Source organism: Streptomyces niphimycinicus (assembly GCF_018883605.1).
Classification (GTDB): Bacteria; Actinomycetota; Actinomycetes; order Streptomycetales; family Streptomycetaceae; genus Streptomyces; species Streptomyces niphimycinicus.
In genome coordinates this window covers 1-2,346 of record NZ_JAHLEM010000922.1, presented here as the reverse complement: position 1 = coordinate 2,346, position 2,346 = coordinate 1, and the positions used below count along the sequence as shown (strand labels likewise).

The window sequence follows — 2,346 nt, the reverse complement described above, 5'->3', positions numbered from 1 at the left end:
CCCGTCCCGGCCCCCGCCGTGGAGGGCGTCCCGGCCGCCGACGCTGCGCCCGAGCCCGTCGCCGGGCCCGTCACGGAGCCCATCGCCGGGCCCGGCGACACGCAAGCTCTCACCCCCGCATCCACCGCCGATCCGCCCACCGCGACACCCGCACCCGCACTCGCCACCGCCCCCGAGCGCATCTCCGTCGTCACCGCCGTACCGCAGCAACTCCCCTCCGACGTCACCCACTTCACCGGCCGCGAGCGCGAACTGGCCGGGCTGGACGCCCTGCTGCGCGCGGGTTCGGGCGAGGGCGGCGGACGGGCGCCCACGGCCGCGACGATCACCGTGATCGCGGGCAGCGGCGGCCTCGGCAAGACGACCCTCGCGGTGCACTGGGCCCACCGCGTCCGCGACCGGTTCCCCGACGGTCAGCTCTATCTGAACCTGCGCGGTTTCGGCCCCACCGACTCGGCCATGACCGTCGCCGAGGCCGTACGGAGCCTCCTGGACGCCTTCCAGGTGCCCGCTCACCGGATCCCCGCGACCGTCGAGGCGCAGACCGCCCTGTACCGGAGCCTGGTGGCCGACCGCCGGATGCTGATCCTGCTCGACAACGCCCGGGACGCCGAGCAGGTGCGGCCCCTGCTGCCCGGTTCCCCCGCCTGTCTGGTGGTGCTGACCAGCCGTAACGAACTCACCAGCCTGGTCGTCGCCGAGCAGGCCCAGCCGCTGCCGCTGGATCTGCTCGACCGGGCCGAGGCGCGCGAGCTGCTGATCAGCCGGGTGGGCGCCGAGCGGGTGGCCGCCGAACCCGATGCCGTGGCCGAGGTGATCACGGTGTGCGCCGGGCTGCCGCTCGCGCTCGCCATCGTGGCCGCCCGCGCCGCCGCCCACCCCCGCTTCGGCCTGGAGGCGCTGGCCGGTGAGCTGCGCGACGCCCGCGGCAGCCTCGACGCGTTCGAGGGCGGGGACGCCACCACCGATGTCCGGGCCGTCTTCTCCTGGTCGTACCACACCCTGGGCCCCGACGCCGCCCGGCTGTTCCGGCTGCTGGGCGTCCACCCGGGCCCCGATATCGCGGCCCCGGCCGCCGCCAGCCTGGTGGGGGTCCCGGTCCCGCAGGCCCGCCGGCTGCTGATCCAGCTCACCCGGGCGCATCTGATCGCCGAACGCGCCCCCGGCCAGTACGGCTTCCACGATCTGCTGCGCGCCTACGCCGTGGAGCTGACCCGGGCGTACGACGGGCAGGACGAGCGCCACACCGCGCTGCACCGGCTGCTCGACCACTATCTGCACACCGCCGTGGCCGCCGGGGCGGCCTTCACCCCGCACCGGGAGCCGATCACGGTCGAGCCGGTCCGGCCCGGGGTCAGCGTCGGGGAGTTCACGGGGCACGCACAGGCGCTGCTCTGGTTCGGCCTCACCTATCCGACGCTGATCGCGGCGCTCCAGCAGGCCGCCGAGACCGGATTCGAGACCCACGCCTGGCAACTGGCCTGGTCGCTGATGGAGTTCCTGGACCAGCGCGGCCACTGGCACGATCAGCGCACCGTCCACCGGACCGCCCTGGGCTCGGCCCACCGCATCCGCGACCTCACCGGCCAGGCCCACGCCTGCTACGGCCTGGGCATGGCCGATCTGCGGATGGGCCGCTACGACCGGGCCCGCGGCCATCTGGTGCGCGCCCTGAACCTGCACGGCGAGACCGGCAACGCCGTCGGCCAGGCCCTGGCCCATGGCGCGCTCAACTTCGCCGGTGAGCGGGAGGGCCGCCATGACGAGGGGCTGCACCACGCGCTGCGCGCCCTGAAGCTGTACCGGGCGGCGGGCCACCGCAGCGGCGAGGCGTACGCCATGAACAACGTCGGCTGGGCCTACGCCATGCTGGGCGACTTCCGGCAGACCCTCGTCCACTGCGAGAAGGCGCTGAACATGATGCGGGAGGCGAGGGACCGGCGCGGGGAATCCGCGGCCTGGGACAGCCTCGGCTACGCGTATCAGCACGTCGGCGACCACCAGCAGGCCATTAGCTGCTACCGGCACGCCGTGGAGCTGCGGCGCGGCCGGGGCGAGCGGGTGCGGGAGGCCGAGTCCCTGCACCGGCTGGGCAGCGCACAGCTCGCCGCCGGAGACCGGGCCGGGGCCCGCCACAGTTGGCAGCGGGCCCTGACCCGTTTCGACGCCCTCGGCCACCCCGACGCCCAGCGGCTCCGGGAGGGACTCGCCCGGCTGGGCAGGCCCGACGGCTGACGGGCCGTAGGGCCCGGGCGGGGCGGCTCGGGCGGCGTGCCTCCGGCGGCGGCGCAGGCGGCGTATGCCTCAGGCGGCGGCGCGGGAAGGCGTACGGCGCGAGGAGGCGTA

General features: G+C 75.5%; 1 protein-coding gene. It reads left to right on the top strand.

Annotation, left to right across the window (positions count from 1 at the left end; translation table 11 throughout):
* Nucleotides 1-2,235, top strand: a 2,235-nt coding sequence (locus tag KN815_RS45465) for an ATP-binding protein (RefSeq protein ID WP_216347655.1), incomplete at its 5' end; no start/stop codon positions are given.
* Between the last annotated feature and the right edge of the window lie 111 nt (nt 2,236-2,346).